Below are 15,953 nucleotides of genomic sequence, written 5' to 3'. Positions count from 1 at the left end.
CACACGCAGTGGGTCGGCCGCTGTCAGCGCGGGTCCTGCGGGGAGATCAGGCCGCTCTCGTAGGCGAGTACGACGGCCTGCACGCGGTCTCTGAGATCGAGCTTGGACAGGATGCGGCCGACGTGTGTCTTGACCGTGGTCGGGCTGAGGAAGAGGCGGTCCGCGAGTTCGGCGTTGCTGAGGCCGGTCGCCAATAGGCGCAGCACTTCCAGTTCGCGCGGGGTCAGCCCGGACAGGTCGCGGCGCAGGCCGCTCTGCGGGGACTCCTGGCGGTGCGCGAACCGTTCGATCAGCCTGCGGGTGATCGTGGGCGCGAGCAGTGCGTCACCGGAGCGCACCAGGCGCACGGCGGCCACGAGGTGTTCGGGGGTGACGTCCTTGAGCAGGAAGCCACTCGCTCCGGCGGTGAGCGCCGCGTACACGTAGTGGTCGAGGTCGTACGTGGTGAGGATGATGACCCGGGTTCCGTCCGTGCCTTCGGGCGCGTGGGCGAGGATGCGCCGCGTGGCCTCGATGCCGTCCATCCGCGGCATCCGGATGTCCATCAGGACGACGTCCGGCCGGGTGCGCCTGACGGCGTCGACCGCCTCGGCCCCGTCCGCCGCCTCGGCCGTCACCTCGATGCCGTCGGCGGCGAGGATCATCCCGAAACCCGTACGCACCAGGGCCTGGTCGTCCGCGATGACGGCACGCAGAGCGGGCGCGTTCACACCGCTTCCCACGGGATCCGGGCCGTGACCCGGTATCCGCCGGTGAGAGTGGGCCCTGCGGTGAGCTCGCCGCCGTAGAGTGCGAGCCGCTCGCGCAGCCCGATCAGCCCGCGGCCGTTGCCGTCCACCGCGGGCGAGTCCCGGAGTGCTCCGGCATCGCTCACCTCGATTTCCATCCATGAGCCGGTGAAGCCGATCGCCACCGTCGAACCGGCGCCCGCAGCGTGCTTGATCGTGTTGGTGAGCGCCTCCTGGACGACACGGTACGCCGTCAGTTCCACCCCGGGCGGCAGCGGCACGGTGGGCAGCGACACCGTCAGGGCCACCGGTGTCCCGGCGGCTCGCACGCGCTCGGCGAGGGCGTCGAGCTGTTCGAGCCCGGGCTGCGGCTCCAGGCCGTCGGCGGGGCCGCCGGCCGTGCCGGTGACCGGGCCCGCGAGCAGGCCCATCACATGGCGGAGTTCGGCCATGGCGGCACGGCCACCGGCCTCCACCGCCAGCAGTGCCGTCTTGGACCGTTCGGGAGCCGCGTCCATCACTTTGCGTGCCGCCCCCGCCTGAATGACCATCACGCTCACATTGTGGGTGACGACGTCGTGCAGTTCGGCGGCTATGCGGGCGCGCTCCTCCTCGACGGCCCGGCGCATGGACGTCTCCTGGGCCTGTTCCAGGTCCGTGAAGCGTTTCCGGCTGGCCTCGAGCCGCAGACGCGCCAGACGGACGAAGCTGGCCAGTACCCCGACGACCAGGAGCACGACCGCGGGACTCGACCAGCCGGGGAGCACGGGGTCCGACTCCCGGAAGGCGACACCCGCCAGCACCGCGGTGACGACGAGGACGGCCATCGCCCGCATCCGGTACCGGCTGAACGCGACGGCCCCGTACACGCCGATGCTGCAGGTCAGCACATTGATCCAGGAGACGCTGTCACCGATCGCCAGGGTGGCGAAGGCCACCACCGTGAACGCGAGCAGCGGATATCTGCGCCGGGCCACGAGCGGCAGCGCCGACAGCACGACCAGCACCCAGGGCACGGACGGCTCCGGTTCGTACAGGACCTCCGGGCCGAGAACGGCGGGCGGGTACGGCGCAGCGCCCGGGCTCTCCGACACGACCTTGGAACTGATCCGGACCGGCCCGTCGCCGGGATAGCGTGCCGCCACGATCAGCGCGACGACGGTCAGCACGACCGCCAACGTCGCGTCCACCCACATCGCCCGCCGCGACAGCGGCACCGGCACACCCTCCGGCCGCATCGCGTCGCGGACATGCGCCCACCACGTCGACGGTCGCAGTACATCGCCGACGCGCTCCCGCCATGCGCCCGCCCACCGAGCCGCACGCGGACGTCCGCAGGGGTCCTCCGTCATCATGCGCACATTGTGTGGCCCGAGGACACGTATCCGCGTCCACCTGCACGGCCAACTCCTCTGTCCGCCAGGAGTACTCCTCCGGGATGACCTCCCCGCCGTGTCCTCCGCGGGGAGGGTCTGAAGTCGGTGCCGCGGTCGACGCGCCGGGCCGACGCTCGCCCGTACGTTCACCGGGCCCGCACAGCACATCGGCTTCTCGACCACGAAGGACGGAACCACCCATGACTCAGGTGATCGAACTGCAGGGCGTCGCCAAGCGGTACGGCGGCGCCGGCGCCGCGGCGCTCGGACCGCTCGACCTCGCGGTGGCCCAGGGCGAGGCCCTGGCCGTGACGGGCCCCTCCGGCAGCGGCAAGTCGACCCTGCTCAACCTCGTCGCCGGACTCGACCGGCCGAGCGAAGGCACCGTGACCGTCGCCGGGCAACGCATCGACCGGCTCAGCGAGCACGCACTGGCCCGGTTCCGCCGCGAACGGATCGGCATGGTCTTCCAGTTCTTCAACCTCCTCGACGACCTCACCGTCGCCGACAACATCCAGCTTCCTGCCCAGCTGGCCGGCACCGGCCGCCGCACCGTGGCATCCCGCGCCGGGGAACTGATGGAGGTGCTGGGCATCCACAAGCACGCCCGCGCCTACCCGGGCCGGCTGTCCGGCGGCGAACGCCAACGCGTCGCGGTGGCACGGGCTTTGGTGAACAAGCCCGCACTGCTGCTCGCCGACGAGCCGACCGGCGCCCTGGACACCGCGTCCGGACAGGAAGTACGGGAACTGCTCGTGGATCTGCACCGCGGCGGACAGACCGTCGTCCTGGTCACGCACGACCTGGAACTGGCACGGGCCTGCGCACAACGCACCATCCACCTCGTGGACGGCCTCATCGCCGCCGACACGCGTGCGCAGGCCGTCCGATGATCCGGCTCGGCAGCGGCCCCCTGGGGCGGGTCGTGCGCTCCGGGGTCGGCAGACGACGCGTCCAGACAGTGGTCATCGCCGTGGCCACGATGATGGCGGTGGCCTCGGCCGTGGTCGCCGGTTCCCTCATCATCGCCACGAACGCACCCTTCGACCGTGCCTTCGACCGGCAGCACGGCGCGCACCTCACCGCGGACTTCGACCCCGGCCGGGTGAACGCCGCACAGCTGCGGACCACCGGCCGGGTCCACGGGGTCACGGCGAGCGCGGGTCCCTTCCCGGCCACCACGATCAGCCCGGTGGACGGCCACGGAGGACACCTGCGTGCGCTGACCCTGGTCGGACGGTCCGGCCCCAAGAGCGACGTCGACGCACTGGAACTCAAGTCGGGCCGCTGGGCGCGAAAGCCCGGAGAGATCGTGCTGTCCGCCTCGTTCGCCGGCGAATTCCTCAAATTCGGCTCCACGCTGACCAGTTCCGAAGACGCCAAGGGCCAGACCCTGACCGTCGTCGGCTTCGCCCTGTCGGCCGGCGGGAGCGCCGACCTCTGGGCGACCCCGTCCCAGGTGACATCGCTGGCGACCGGAGACAGCCGTCTCACGACACAGATGCTCTACCGGTTCGACTCCGCCGCCACGAAGTCGCAGATCACCGGCGACCGCAAGAAGCTCGCAGCCGCCGTGCCCTCCGACGCGCTGGTCGGTACCCAGTCCTGGCTGGACACCAAACGCGCCGCCGATCAGGGCGCGGCGGCCACGATCCCGTTCCTGATCGCGTTCGGCGTCCTCGGCATCGTGATGTCGGTGATCATCGTCGGCAGTGTGATCAGCGGCGCCGTCGGCACCGGCCTGCGCCGCATCGGCATCCTCAAGGCCATCGGCTTCACCCCGCAGGAGGTCGTACGGGCCTACGTGGCCCAGGCGTTGATCCCGGCCGGAGCAGGCATCGCGCTGGGAGTCGTCCTGGGCAACCTGCTGGCCGTGCCGCTCCTTGAGGACACCGAGTCCGTGTACGGCACCGTGTCCCTCTCGGTGGCCTGGTGGGTGGACGTCGTAGTCCCGGCCGCCGCGCTGCTCGTGGTCGCCATCGCCGCGCTGGTGCCGGCACTGCGGGCCGGCAGGCTGCGCACCGTCGAGGCCATCGCCGTCGGCAGGGCGCCGCGCACCGCACGCGGTCAGTGGGCGCACCGGGCCGCAGGGCGGCTGCCGCTTCCGCGACCGGTGACCTACGGCCTTGCGAGCCCCTTCGCTCACCCCGTGCGCTCGATCGCGATGGTCCTCGCCGTGACCTTCGGAACGGCGGCCGCGACCTTCGCGGTGGGGCTGACGCAGTCCCTCAACGCGGTGGCCGGTGCACAGGATCCCGAGGAACGCGCCGATGTCAGCGTCATCAGCGGCGTGACCTCCTCGGGCACCGGACCGCGCCAGACGGGTCCGAACCAGGAGCAGTCCTCGGCCGGCCCCGAGCGCAAGCCCGCCGCGGCGGGGCCGGGCCAGAAGCAGCCGACGGCGGACCCGAAGCGCCTGCGTACCGCCATCGCGGCACAACCGGGCACCGCCTCGTACTACGGCGTGGCGCAGGGGGACGCCACGGTGTCCGGGGTCTCCGGCACCGTACGGGCCAGCCTCTACCAGGGCGATTCACGCCCCGGCAGCTACGAGATGATCGCCGGCCACTGGATCACCGGCCGCGGCCAGATCGTCGTGCCCACGCACTTCCTGGAGACGACCGGCACCAGGATCGGTGACAGCGTGAGCGTGACCATTGAGAAGGAGACAGAGCGCCTGCGGATCGTCGGTGAGGCCTTCGACACCTCAGACGACGGCATGCGGATCCACGCCGACCTGGACACCTTCACCACTGCCCAGCCCGTGGTCTTCCACATCGAGGTCGAGCCGGGAGTCTCCCCGAGCACCTATGCCCGCAAACTCAACGAGGTGGTCGAGCCGTTCGGCGGTCAGGTCCTCGCCAACTCCACGTCGCAGGGGGAGAGCACAATCCTCGTACTGGAGGCGATGGCCGCGCTGCTCACCCTGATGCTCGTCTCCGTGGCGGCCCTCGGAGTACTCAACTCCGTCGTCCTCGACACCCGCGAACGCGTCCACGACCTGGGCGTGTGCAAAGCCCTCGGCATGTCCCCGCGCCAGACCGTGGGCCTCGTCCTCGCCTCGGTGACCGTGGTCGGTGTACTCGGCGGACTGATCGGAGTGCCGGCCGGGTTCGCCCTGCACGGTTATGTGTTGCCGGTCATGGGTGAGGCCGCGGGCACGGGGTTGCCGCCGTCCGTCCTCGATGTGTACGGCACCGCGCAACTGCTGCTGCTGGGTCTGGCCGGGCTGCTTGTGGCCCTGCTGGGCGCGCTGGCCCCGGCGGGCTGGGCGTCCAAGATCCGTACAGCCACGGCGTTGCGCACGGAATGACCGTCGGCAGGCCGACGCCGTGCGGCGCCCGCCGAGCCGCGGCTCCCGGACCGCACGGCGTCGGTGGCCGGATCCGTCGCTGTGCGGGCGTCGGTCGGACTGTCCGGGCGCGGGCGGCTCGGATGACGAAGCGGGCTGCCGCCCGCGCCATCGTCGGCGACTGGTGCGTCGGGGCGGCATCTGGGCCGGCCGACGAGTCCGGCCACGGCCGGAACCTCGTCCACCACCGGCAGCAACTGCGTGACGTCGTCGCGGTTTCCGCCGGTCAGCGACACGGCGAGAGGGAGGGCGTCGGTCAGGACGTGGTGCTTGCTGCCCGGTCGCCCGCGATCGACCGGGGCTGGGTCCGCTTTTGGGCCGCGTCTGGCTGCTCTGACGTGGGAGGAGTCGATCACCGCCCGCGACCAGTCCACCTTGTCCTTCGACCGCAGCTTCTTACGCAGCACAAGATGCAGCGCGTTCGCCCTTCCTCACTGCGTGCGTGTCGGGCACTCGCAGGTGGTGAGGCGCTGGGCCATGGCCGTCCCCGCGATGCTCGGAGACCTGGACGGATTCGCGAGCGTGCCCCTGACAGACCTGGGCACGGCATTCGCGGAGGCGGCAGACCCGCTTGGCAAGTGCTCCCTGGCGGCGCGCGGCGTGGTGGCACGCTCTCACATGGCGCGCAGGCCCTGGTCGGCGAAGGCGATCAGCCACTCGAAGCTCTTGTCGATGTCAGTGCTCCACTTGAAGCCGCCTGCCGCCTCCAGCGTGGCGAAGCCGTGGCAAAGGCTGCGGAACATGCGCAGGGCGTGGTCCATGTCCGCTTCGTCGATCTCGTAGCCGCGCAGAACGGCTCGGAACACGTCGAAGAGTCGCTGGCTGGCTTGGGCCATCGGATCGTCTGGGCCGGTGGGTTCCATGCCGGTCGTGGCGGCGTATCGGCCAGGGTGGGTGATCACGAGGGTGCGGAAGGCGTGCAACGCGGCTGCCAAGGCATCGCGGCCCGCCAGGCCCTGGACGGCGGTGCCGACCGCGTCGGCGGCCTGGGCCGTGGCCAGCGCCGCGATGCGCCGCACGAGGTCCTCCTGCCCGCCGACGTGCTTGTAGAGGGACGGGGCGCGCACGCCGAGACGCTCGGCCAGCAGCCCCATCGTCAGGCGGCTCAGGCCTACCTCGTCGGCGAGGTCGGCGCCGGCCGCGACCACGGTCGGGGTATCCAGGCCCGCCCTAGGCACGGGCGGCGTCCGTTCGGAGGAAGGAGAGCATCAGAGAGGCCACCTGGTCAGGATATTGGTCGTGCGGGTAGTGCCCGGCGCCCTCGATCATTTCGAGGCGGCCGAGGCCGTCGGGCAGGTCGGCGATGATCGCCGAACCTTCGGCGCGCGGGTCTGCCCAGTCGGGGTCGTCGGTGCCCATGACGATCAGGGTCGGACAGCCCACGTTGCCGAGCTGGGCGCCGGCGTCGACGGGGGTGGTGCGGCCCATGCCCTGCAGTGCCTTCATCCGGCCCGGCTCGCGCAGCATCGCTTCGACGTCATCGAGCCGCTCGGCGAAGTTCGCCGGCCTGGCCCCGGGGTAGGCCACCTCAAGGTAGGAGCGCCACGCCGGCACGCTGCCCAGCATGATCGCACGCATAAGCCGCAGTAGGCCCTGCCGCAGACGCTTGCTGCGCAGGTCACCCAGGCTTGTGGACTGCTTGCGGGTGAAGGGCCCCAGCTCGACCACTGCACTGACCAGCTCAGGCGCGCGCGCCGCGGCGATGGTGGCCGAGCCGCCGGCGATCGAGTGACCTACGAGCGCCGCCGGACCACCCAGATGACGGATCACGGCGAGCAGGTCACCGGCGATGGCGGTGCGGCTCCAGTCCGCCCAATCGGTGCTGGACTCGCCACAGCCGCGCAGGTCGACCGCAGCGACCCGGTAGCCCGCCGCGACCAGCTGGGGGATCACGGCGCGGTAGGCGGCGCGGTGGTCGCCCATACCGTGCGCGAGCACGATCAGCGGGCCCGATCCCGCCACCTCGAAGGCGATCGTGCCACCGTCGACAGAAAGGAACTCGGTCATGAGGTCTCCTGAAGTTAGTTGCCTTAGCTTGCTGGCTAAGTTCGTTAGCCAAAAGCTAATACAGTTAGCCTACGTTGTCAACGGTGGCCTGCCAACGGGCCGATGGCACGCTGCTCTCGCTCCACTCTCGACAGGTATGGCCGCCGATCGCGCTCGAAGAGCGAGCCTCGGCATGAACAGGCGCCACCACCGCTCGAAGATGCCGGACAGAGGGCAGGCCGGAAGCGGCCCTGCCCTCTGTCCTGGCGGGCGTGGGTGAACCAAGGGTCGCGGCCCTTGATCCTGCGGCGTCGGGGCCCCTACTCAGGAGATTCGGCGGGCGCTCCTGCCGTTCAACGGCCGGTCGGCTACCCAGACAGTGGCTGCGTTGGCCTCCGTCGTCATGTCGGCATGATGTCCGTGCCGAACGGGCGGCACGTGGCGAATGACGGCTCTCAGAGGTGGGGTGTAGGTGACGGATGACGATGGCTTGTTCGCTGGCGCTGTGGCTGCCGATGCGGGGCGGGTGGTGTTGATTCGTCGAGCTGTGGCCGCAGGTTCTCGTGTGGACGTTCGTCGGGGAAGGTCGGGGTGGGCGAAGAGGCGGTTACTGCTGCTGGTCCGTGAGGCACTTGAGGAGGCGGTCAGTCCGCCGGTGCCGTCATTTCCAGGAGAAGGTGGGCCGTCGCGTCGGGAGCTTCCAGCATCATGTCGTGGCCGGTGGCCAGTGTCCGCACAGTGCAACCTTGGGCTATCGCCGTCGCGAAGGACGCGTCCAGACTGGTCAGCGGCGGGCTGGTGTGTCGTACGTAGAACCGGGGGAGGGCTGCGAGAGGTGCGGGGTCGAACCGCACGGGATCGGTCTGGCAACGGGACGGGAAGGCCGTGAGGCGCGCGCCTGCCCAGGCGCGGAGCTCTCCGTCGTGAACACCCCACTGCGACAGGAAAGCTGGATCGGCCGGCAGGTACCAGCCGTCGCCTGCCGCGGCCACCTGTTCGCGGTAGCGCCGGGCGACCTCGGGCGGTTCAACGTTCAGGAGACACTCGCCCGGGCGCACGACGAACCCGCCGAGCCACACCACGCTGTTCAGGCGCCCTCGCGCGCGTTCCGCGACCGGGCCTGCCAGGATCCCGGAGTAGCTGTGCAAGACCAGGTGGACGTCCTGGAGGTCTTCGTACCAGAGCAGATCCGTCAAGTCGTCGACGTGAGTGGAGACCCCGACCGAGGGCGAAAGCTGTCCGCCGTGCTCGCCCTGCCCCCCCGTGAGACTCGGTGTGAAGACCCGATGCCCGCGTGCGGTCAGTGCGTCGCGCACCCCTCCGCCAGCACCATCCGCCGTGCATGGCGCCGTGGACCAGAAGAAAGGTCGCCACGAGCGCCGCCTTTCGACGGTGAATCGGGGACAGCCGGCCCGGCAGAACTGGCTCTCGAGCGGTCACCACCAGTAGGCGTCGACGTGTGAATGCACACGGGGTACGCCACGCTTCAGCAGATCGACGCCTCCCATGAGACCGCCCCCTCCGGCGGGGCTTGTCAGCCCACGAAGCGCCATCCGGTCCGGCCCCAAGAGTTGTAGAAAGTTGAAACGACTAGCCGACCCAATCGTGCCAACGAGGGTAGTCAGGGTCGCCTTGTCCATTTTCGACTGCCTGTTGGTGAGCACGCTGCGGGCTGAGCGAGCCTCCAAACGAAGACAAGACGCAGTCCGGGTAAACCGGCTGCATGCCGTACCAATCCAGTGTTATGAGGAGCACGAGCAGGAAGGAAGCAGGAAGGTGCCTCCACGTGGGAGGACCTGAGACAGGACGGATCACGCAGAGAGCCTAAGACAGCGAAGAGTTGACTCGATCACCTAGCGCTGCCCGACGTTCCACATGGGGGAGGCCTTGTAGGCGATCAGAGTGAGGGTGCCGGCCGTAAGGGCATGAGGATCCGGTGTCGTCACGGCCCCGCGTTCTCGCCGTTCGCGCATCGACCGTTGCGCGATGCCCGGTGTTCATGTCCCGGGCTGCCTACCAGGGGCCGGTGGGCATCAACATCGTGGAAGCACACGTGCCGGCTTGAGCAGTCGCCGTTTCTACTTGACACAGGCAGGGAACAGGCCGAGCAGGCCGCATAAGGCCCGTCGGCACCGTCGAGGTCGCAGCAGTCGCCGCCTCCGCAATTTCCACGTATCAGCAGCCTGACATGTGCGTCGCCCGGCGGACTCCTCTTGCTCGTTGGCCGGCGGTCGCAAGACCCGGTCAAGACGCCGACCGACGGCCAACCGGCAGTATCCCGACGTCTCGTGCTCTGACGGACAACGCGTGAATGTCCCGGACTCGGTCCGCTCTGCTAAAAAATCATGGACCTACCTGTCTTTCTCCGGCCCTGGCATCGCCCCTCACCGCTACAGCGATTCGCCGAACCCCGACTCGCAAGACACGGTTTCATGATCTATATGGCGAATATTGTTCACTCAATTGACAGTCGGGAGCCCCTCTTCTAGAGTCCGCCGCAGCTTTCGAACAACGGTCGATATATCGAACGGCAATGGGGTGAACAAAGCGGACAGGGTCCGTGGATTCGATCCGTCCCCAACGACACTGCCCGACACGTGGAACTCGCGCCTTGGCGGCGCCGAAAGAAGGATTGGTCAAATTGAAGCTTCCCAGTGCCGCTCCTGTCGCATTTCTTGCATTGACACTGTCTGTCTCCGTGTCAGGTTGTGGTCAGAGCGACGATGGAGGTTTAGATGAGAAGAGCCTCAAGGGAGCGACGATCGGGATCGCGATGCCGACAAAATCCTCTGAACGCTGGATCGCCGACGGCGCGAACGTCAAAAAGGAGCTCGAGGCGAAAGGCTACAAAACGAAGCTGGTCTTCGGGGAGGACGATCCGGATCAGCAGGTTGCGCAGATCGAGAACTTGATAACGCAAGGCGTCAAGGCGCTGGTCATCGCAGCCATCGATAACAAATCGCTAAACAACGTCACCCAGCAGGCCGCTGACGCCGGCATACCGGTAATCGCTTATGATCGCCTCATTCTGGGAACCAATAACGTCGACTACTACGCCTCGTTCGACAATGAGAAGGTCGGCAGGTTGCAAGGCCGCTATATTGTCGAAAAGCTTGGTCTGGAGGGCGGATCGGAGAAGGGGCCCTTCAATATCGAGCTATTCGCAGGGTCAAACGACGACAATAATACTCGCTATTTTTTCCGAGGCGCGATGACAATTCTCCAGCCTTACCTCGAAAAGGGGCAGCTGGTCGTCGGCTCTGGGCAGACCGAGTTGAATCGCATTACTACGCTACGCTGGGACGGCGCAACGGCTCAAAAACGTATGGAAGACATTCTTACTTCTTCATACAAGCACGGCAAGGTCGATGCCGTGCTCTCACCCTACGATGGCATCTCTATTGGCATCATATCCGCACTCAAATCCGATGCCTACGGCTCGAAGGCTAAGCCGTGGCCTGTCATCACCGGTCAAGACGCCGAACTCGCTTCCGTCAAATCAATAATATCTGGGCAACAAACACAGACGGTTTACAAAGATCTCAGAAAGCTCGCCAAAGTTACCGCAAATATGGTCGATGCAACACTGCACAACAAAAAGCCCAGGATCAACGACACGAAAAGTTACAACAACCGGGTAAAAGTTGTCCCGGCGTACTTGCTGCAGCCAGTAAGTGTCGACAAGTCGAATTACAAGAAAGTACTTGTAGGTGGCGGGTGGTATACCGAGGATGAGTTGAACTGACCAGCTGCTTGGCCCGTGAGCAGCTCGACGTGGTCCTCGGTCGCGGCGTCGAGATGTCCAGCGTGCAGCCGAGGCGGGGTGCGCCTCGGGGGTCAAGGCCAGCCTGCTGGTTGAAGTCGTAAGTGCGACAGGGTCGGTCGGCGCGGCGCGCCTTGAACTACTGAGTGAACCCAGCCCGGTGCTTCGCGCGAGGGGAGCGAAAGGCTGTCGCGGATCTCGCTCGCGCAGGCCTTTTGCTCGCTCCTGCAGCCGCTAACAGCGACTGGCCCTACGAGCTCGTAACACGATCTTGTTGAGGTGTCCTGGTCGGGCGCTACCGGTCTGACGATTCGGCCGTTCGTGAGGGTGTGGGTACTCGACCGTGGATTGTGGATGATGAGTTGTGGGCGCTGATCGAACCGCTGCTGCCGCCGTGGCCGGAGCGGTCTCCGGGGCCCTGGCAGGTGTCGGACCGGCTCTGTCTCCAGGGCATTCTGTTCGTCCTCTATACGACATAGCCTGGCAACTCCTGCCCTTGGAGCTGGGGTTCAGCTCGGCCGGGCCTGCTGGCGTCGCCTGGACCGATGGCGGAAGGCAGGGGGCTTCGACCAACCGCACCGGGTCCTGCTCGCGGAGCTGAATGCGGCCGGCAAGGTCGATTGGTCACGGGCGTGCGTGGATGGTTCTCACACTTGCGCGAAAGGGGGAGCGGACACCGGTCCGTCGCCGGTCGACCGGCGCGAGACGGGCAGCAAACACCACGTGATCTGCGACGGGCACGGCACCCCGCTCGAGGGTCATCACCACTGAGGCCAACGTCAACGGCGTCACCCGGACCCTCGCCCTGGTCGACGGCATGCCACCCGTCGCAGGCCGACCCGGACGACCTCGCCGCCGACCTGACGCCCTCCTCGGCGACAAGGGCTAAGACTCCAACCCGAACCGCGACGCACTGCCCAAGCGCCGGTTCATGCCCGTCGTCTCACACAAGGGCCGGCCGAATATCAAGGGCCTGGGCAAACTCCGCTACGTCGTCGAGTAGACCTTCGCCCTGCTCCACCACTTAAAACGCCTCGCCGTCCGCTGGGAACGCCGCACCGAACTCCACGACGCCTTCGTCTCCCTCGCCTGCAGCCTCATCTGCTACCGGCGCCTCAAGAAGACCCGTTCATGATCGTGTTACGAGCTCTACGGGGGAAGGGGCCGGTACACGGACGACGCGCAGAGCACCGCCGCCCGTTGATCTCATCCGGTCTCGTCCTTCCTATCCGTCAGGCTGCCTGTGCGGACCACGTCGGCGTACCAGCGGGCGCTCGCCTTCGGGATGCGCTTGCCGGTCGGGTAGTCGACGTAGACGGCACCGAAGCGTTTGCTGTAGCCGTAGCCCCACTCGAAGTTGTCCAGCAGGGACCACAGGAAGTAACCCCGGACGTCGACGCCCGCCGAGATTGCCCGCTGTACGGCCGACAGATGCCCGTGAAGGTAGGCGATCCGCTCCGGGTCCGTCACCTCGCCCTCCGGATTGACGTAGTCGTCGAAGGCGGCCCCGTTTTCGGTGATCATCAATGGCATGGCGGGGAAGTCCGCCTTGAGCCGCAGCAGCAGGTCGTAAAGACCAGTGGGATCCACCGCCCAGCCCATCGCGGTGGTACTCCCCGCAGGACGGTGGAAAGCGACCTGGTCGGCGCCCGGCCAAGGGCTGTGGTCGCTCACCCCATGGCCGTCCGATGTGTGACCGCCCTCACCGGTGGCTGCGGAGACAAGAGTGGGTGTGTAGTAGTTGACGCCCAGGAAGTCGAGCGGTCGGTGGATCGTTGCCGTGTCGCCGTCCCGTACGAAGGACCAGTCGGTCAGGCGGGCCGTGTCGTCGAGGAGATCCTGCGGGTAGCGGCCTTCCAGGATCGGGCCGGTGAAGACGCGGTTGGCCAGTGCGTCGATCCTGCGGGCCGCGTCCACGTCCTCGGCGGACTCGGTGAGTGCGCGCACGTGATGGACGTTGAGTGTGATGGATGCCTGCGCGGAGGATGGCAGTTCGGCGCGCAGTGCCTGAATGGCCTTCCCGTGGGCGAGGTTGAGGTGATGTGCGGCGCGCAGTGCCGCGACCGGGTCGGTGCGGCCGGGCGCATGGACACCGGAGCCGTATCCGAGGAACGCGCTGCACCAGGGCTCGTTCAGGGTGGTCCATGTCTTCACCCGGTCCCCCAGCGCGTTGGCAGCCAGGGCCGCGTAGTCGGCGAACCGGTCGCTGGTGGCGCGCTCCGGCCAGCCGCCCGCGTCCTCCAGGTGCTGTGGCAGGTCCCAGTGGTAGAGGGTGACGACCGGTTCGATGCCGTTCTCCAGCAGGGCGTCGGTCAGCGCCCGGTAGAAGTCGAGCCCCTTCTGGACGGCCGGGCCGCGGCCGGTCGGTTGCACCCGGGGCCACGACAGGGAGAACCGGTAGGCGCTCACGCCGAGATCGGCCATGATCGCGACGTCCTCCCGCCAGCGGTGGTAGTGGTCGGTGGCCACGTCACCGGTGTCGCCATTGCGCACCCTGCCAGGGGTGTGCGAGTAGGTGTCCCAGATGGAGGGCGTGCGACCGTCGACGGAGGCGGCCCCCTCGATCTGGTACGCGGCGGTCGCCGTGCCCCAGGTGAACCCCTGAGGGAAACGGTTGGTGTCGGTGGTGCCAGGGGCGGGAGCGACACGTCGGGTGGCGGTGGTCACGTCAATCCTTTCAGAGGAACTGCAGGTCGCGAGGGGCGATGGGGGAGCGGAGGCCGGAGGGTCGTGTGAGCGGGGGATCGAGGGCCGGCTCATCCCTTGACGGCGCCCTGCATGATTCCGCCGACGATCTGGCGGCCGAAGACGACGAACATCACGAGCAGGGGCAACGTGCCGAGCAGTGCACCTGCCATGATCAGAGACTGATCGCGGACGTATCCGGCGCTCAACTGAGTGAGGGCGACGGGCACCGTCGGATTCGTCATGTCGAGCACGATGAACGGCCAGAAGAAGTCGTTCCAGGCGTGCACGAACGTGATCATGAACAGCACGGCCATGGGCGCTCGGGCGATCGGCAGCACGATGCTCCAGAAGATGCGCAGGGAGTGCGCACCGTCCACGCGGCCGGCCTCGACGAGTTCGTCGGGCAGTGCCTCCGCCAGGTACTGCCGCATGAAGAACACCCCGACAGCGCTGACGAGCGTGGGGAAGATGACGGCCGGCAGTTTCTGTCCCCAGCCCAGTTCCGCCATCATCATGAACAGGGGAACGACGCCGAGTTGGGGCGGCACCATCATCGTGCCGATCACGAGCATGAGTAGGATGTTGCGGCCCTTGAAGCGGAGTTTGGCGAACGCGAAACCCGCCAGCGTGGCGAAGAGGACGGTGGACAGGGCGATCACACCGGCCACGATCATGCTGTTGAGCATGGCCTTGCCCAACGCAGCGTCCTGCCAGGCTTTTGCGAGGTTGTCCAGCAGATGGGTGCCGGGCAGGAACGGCGGAGGCGTCTGGGTGACGCGCGTGTTGTCTGTCGATGCCGCCACCATCGTCCAGTACAGCGGGAAGAGGGAGAACAAGGCCGCTATGCCGAGCAGGATGTAGGCGACCGGTCCCGCGTGATGCTGACGTCCGGCACCCGGGTGCCGGAACAGTCGCCGGCCCTGTCCTTGGGGCGCGCTGTTCCTCCGGACTTTCGGCGCCCTTTCAGAGCGTGCGTCCGTCGTCCGGACCGGGATACTTTCTGTGGTCATGGGGTTCTCCCGGTCACGTCCTGCGCGCGAGGACGCGCGACACGACTCGTTGGACGACGAAGATGGCGATGAGCAGGAGGAACATCGCCCAGGCGACGGTGGCGGCCCGGCCCATCTGGTAGTTCTTCCAGCCTTCCTCGTACAGCAGCAGTCCCAGCGTCTGGTACTGGTTGTCCGCTCCTCCGGTGATGCCGTTCGGGCCCTGGCCGAAGATGAGGGGCTCACCGAAGAGCTGTGTGGCGCCGATCGTGGACAGGACGATGGTGAACACGATGGTGGCGCGGATACCGGGGACGGTGACCTTGAGGAACTGCTGCCAACGAGAGGCGCCGTCGATCGCCGCGGCCTCGTAGCGGTCACGCGGAATCGCCTGCATCGCCGCCAGGTACAGCAGAGCGTTGTAGCCGGTCCAGCGCCAGATGACGATCGTGGAGATCGCCGTCTGAGCGGCCCACTTGTTGTTCTCCCAGTCGATGTTGTCGACGCCGACCAGGCTCAGCATCCAGTTGATCATGCCGAAGTCGCGTTCGAAGAGCATCGTGAACACCAAGGCGGCGGCGCCCACCGACGTCGCGTAGGGCGTCAGGGCGGCGACGCGGAAGAACGTGGAGCCACGCAACTGGTAGTTGAGCAGGTGCGCGAGCCCGAGGGCCATCATCAGCTGCGGCACTGTCGACAGCACGCCGATGGTGAACGTGTTGAGCAGTGCGTTCCAGAAACGGTCGTCGTCCCACAGGGCCGTGTAGTTGTCGAAGCCGACCCATTCCATGACGTTCAGGGTCGACAGTTCGACGCGGTGCAGGGAGATCCACGAGGTGTAGACGAGCGGATAGAAACTGAAGGCGGCGAAGACGACGAAGAACGGCGCGATGAAGGCGTACGGTGCGCCGCGCACGTCGAGACGGTGCAGCAGGCTGCGGCGCCGGTCCCCGCCGGTCCCGGTCCCGGTCGGCAGGGTGGTAACGGGGGGCCCGTCAGGGGGTGTCGAGGTGGAGATGACCACCGGAACGCGTCCTTCCTGGAGGATGAGAGGAGCGGGCGGAAGCCGGC

At 67.5% G+C, this 15,953-nt stretch carries 11 protein-coding genes and 2 pseudogenes; 4 read left to right on the top strand and 9 right to left on the bottom strand.

From position 1 onward, the window contains the following. Window positions 1–23: 23 nt before the first annotated feature. Together ACIRQH_RS00655 and ACIRQH_RS00650 are read right to left on the bottom strand one after the other, a co-directional pair. The gene (locus ACIRQH_RS00655) at window positions 24–722 is read right to left on the bottom strand and encodes a response regulator (protein WP_388880601.1); all 699 of its coding nucleotides are present in this window, start codon (window positions 720–722) and stop codon (window positions 24–26) included. Next, complete coding sequence (locus tag ACIRQH_RS00650) at window positions 707–2,083, bottom strand: sensor histidine kinase (RefSeq protein WP_404223367.1); 1,377 nt, start codon at window positions 2,081–2,083, stop codon at window positions 707–709. Before ACIRQH_RS00650 ends, ACIRQH_RS00655 begins: the two co-directional genes overlap by 16 nt. 221 nt (window positions 2,084–2,304) lie before the next feature. Between ACIRQH_RS00650 and ACIRQH_RS00645 the strand changes: the two genes are divergently transcribed. Together ACIRQH_RS00645 and ACIRQH_RS00640 are read left to right on the top strand one after the other, a co-directional pair. Beyond that, the gene (locus ACIRQH_RS00645; protein ID WP_404223365.1) at window positions 2,305–2,997 is read left to right on the top strand and encodes an ABC transporter ATP-binding protein; all 693 of its coding nucleotides are present in this window, start codon (window positions 2,305–2,307) and stop codon (window positions 2,995–2,997) included. Continuing rightward, window positions 2,994–5,417, top strand: coding sequence for an ABC transporter permease (locus tag ACIRQH_RS00640; RefSeq protein ID WP_404223363.1), 2,424 nt, complete (start codon window positions 2,994–2,996; stop codon window positions 5,415–5,417). Before ACIRQH_RS00645 ends, ACIRQH_RS00640 begins: the two co-directional genes overlap by 4 nt. A gap of 179 nt (window positions 5,418–5,596) precedes the next feature. Here the strand turns inward: ACIRQH_RS00640 and ACIRQH_RS00635 are convergent. The 4 genes and pseudogenes from ACIRQH_RS00635 to ACIRQH_RS00620 all read right to left on the bottom strand — a co-directional run. Then, window positions 5,597–5,812 (bottom strand): annotated as a pseudogene (locus ACIRQH_RS00635) (transposase); the annotation flags it as partial. 258 nt (window positions 5,813–6,070) lie between these two features. After that, complete coding sequence (locus ACIRQH_RS00630) at window positions 6,071–6,604, bottom strand: TetR/AcrR family transcriptional regulator (RefSeq protein WP_358821752.1); 534 nt, start codon at window positions 6,602–6,604, stop codon at window positions 6,071–6,073. Window positions 6,605–6,626: 22 nt separating this feature from the next. After that, the gene (locus ACIRQH_RS00625; RefSeq protein WP_404223361.1) at window positions 6,627–7,463 is read right to left on the bottom strand and encodes an alpha/beta fold hydrolase; all 837 of its coding nucleotides are present in this window, start codon (window positions 7,461–7,463) and stop codon (window positions 6,627–6,629) included. Between the two features lie 623 nt (window positions 7,464–8,086). After that, window positions 8,087–8,758: an alpha/beta fold hydrolase gene (locus tag ACIRQH_RS00620; protein WP_404223359.1), complete on the bottom strand. Its 672-nt coding sequence runs from the start codon at window positions 8,756–8,758 to the stop codon at window positions 8,087–8,089. Between the two features lie 1,325 nt (window positions 8,759–10,083). On the opposite strand from ACIRQH_RS00620, the gene chvE reads away from it, so the two are divergent. Continuing rightward, the gene (gene chvE, locus ACIRQH_RS00615; protein WP_404223963.1) at window positions 10,084–11,187 is read left to right on the top strand and encodes a multiple monosaccharide ABC transporter substrate-binding protein; all 1,104 of its coding nucleotides are present in this window, start codon (window positions 10,084–10,086) and stop codon (window positions 11,185–11,187) included. 365 nt (window positions 11,188–11,552) lie between these two features. Beyond that, window positions 11,553–12,340: pseudogene (locus ACIRQH_RS00610) on the top strand (IS5 family transposase). A gap of 71 nt (window positions 12,341–12,411) precedes the next feature. Here the strand turns inward: ACIRQH_RS00610 and ACIRQH_RS00605 are convergent. The 3 genes from ACIRQH_RS00605 to ACIRQH_RS00595 all read right to left on the bottom strand — a co-directional run bounded on the left by ACIRQH_RS00605 (window position 12,412) and on the right by ACIRQH_RS00595 (window position 15,906). Then, window positions 12,412–13,872 carry a GH1 family beta-glucosidase gene (locus ACIRQH_RS00605; protein WP_404223356.1) on the bottom strand — a complete coding sequence of 487 codons (1,461 nt, stop codon included), beginning with the start codon at window positions 13,870–13,872 and terminating at the stop codon, window positions 12,412–12,414. 89 nt (window positions 13,873–13,961) lie between these two features. Continuing rightward, entirely contained in the window at window positions 13,962–14,903 is a 942-nt protein-coding gene (locus ACIRQH_RS00600; protein WP_358821732.1) for a carbohydrate ABC transporter permease, read from the bottom strand. A gap of 13 nt (window positions 14,904–14,916) precedes the next feature. Further along, on the bottom strand, window positions 14,917–15,906 hold the full coding sequence (locus ACIRQH_RS00595) for a carbohydrate ABC transporter permease (protein WP_388880580.1): 990 nt from the start codon (window positions 15,904–15,906) through the stop codon (window positions 14,917–14,919). Window positions 15,907–15,953: the final 47 nt, after the last annotated feature.

Origin of the sequence: Streptomyces sp. NPDC102279, from assembly GCF_044766365.1 — a bacterium.
In the GTDB taxonomy this organism is placed as follows: Bacteria; Actinomycetota; Actinomycetes; order Streptomycetales; family Streptomycetaceae; genus Streptomyces.
The sequence above is the reverse complement of the archived record's forward strand: the minus strand, read 5'-3'. Positions and strand labels throughout refer to the sequence as shown.

Coding starts and splice junctions, on each gene's coding strand:
- ACIRQH_RS00650 (WP_404223367.1), bottom strand. CDS start 2,083: ATGATGACGGAGGACCCCTGCGGACGTCCGCGTGCGGCTCGGTGGGCG.
- ACIRQH_RS00645 (WP_404223365.1), top strand. CDS start 2,305: ATGACTCAGGTGATCGAACTGCAGGGCGTCGCCAAGCGGTACGGCGGC.
- ACIRQH_RS00640 (WP_404223363.1), top strand. CDS start 2,994: ATGATCCGGCTCGGCAGCGGCCCCCTGGGGCGGGTCGTGCGCTCCGGG.
- ACIRQH_RS00625 (WP_404223361.1), bottom strand. CDS start 7,463: ATGACCGAGTTCCTTTCTGTCGACGGTGGCACGATCGCCTTCGAGGTG.
- ACIRQH_RS00600 (WP_358821732.1), bottom strand. CDS start 14,903: ATGACCACAGAAAGTATCCCGGTCCGGACGACGGACGCACGCTCTGAA.